The 662-nt window shown below is 65.3% G+C and carries 1 protein-coding gene; it reads right to left on the bottom strand.

Annotated features, from left to right (window positions below; translation table 11 throughout):
* On the bottom strand, positions 1 to 662 hold a 662-nt coding region (locus tag CH296_RS27865; RefSeq protein WP_094686218.1), incomplete at both ends, for an acyl-ACP desaturase.

The following is a 662-nucleotide window of genomic DNA, read 5'->3' as shown; positions in this document are numbered from 1 at the left end:
CGCATCTCCTCGAACTTGGTGGCCTGACGCTCGAGGTCTTCGAGGAACGCGGCGAGTTCCTCGCGCTTGTTCTCGCCGCGGCCGGTGAAGTCGTTGCGCTCGAACACGCTCCACTTGCGCAGCACCGGCCAGACGACGTCCTCGAGGTGCTGACGCAGGTCGTAGATGCCGTGCTTGGCCATCAACACACCGTTGCGGCGGAAGTTCGGCATACCGGCACCGGGCATGACGAAGTTCATCACGATGTCCGAGACCGCCTGCAACGTCTGATCGGGCGAGATGTCCATCGCCGCGCCGGTGATGTTGCGGTAGAAGATCATGTGCAGGTTCTCGTCGGCGGCGATGCGCTGGAGCATGCGGTCGGCGATCGGATCGTCGCAGACCTTGCCGGTGTTGCGGTGCGAGACGCGGGTGGCCAGCTCCTGGAACGTCACGTAGGCGACGGAGTGCAGCAGACCCACCCCTGCACCGGCAGGCGACGCATATCCGTTGGTCATGTGGATCATGCGGGCTTCTTCGAGGGCGACGGGATCGACGCCGCGGGTGACGACGAGGTAGTCACGCATGACGATGCCGTGCCGGTTCTCCTCGGCGGTCCACCGGCCGACCCAGGTGCCCCAGGCACCGTCCTGGGAGAAGTTCTCGGCGATCTCCCGGTGGTA

This window comes from Rhodococcus sp. 14-2496-1d (assembly GCF_002259365.1).
In the GTDB taxonomy this organism is placed as follows: Bacteria; Actinomycetota; Actinomycetes; order Mycobacteriales; family Mycobacteriaceae; genus Rhodococcoides.
The sequence above is the reverse complement of the archived record's forward strand: the minus strand, read 5'-3'. Positions and strand labels throughout refer to the sequence as shown.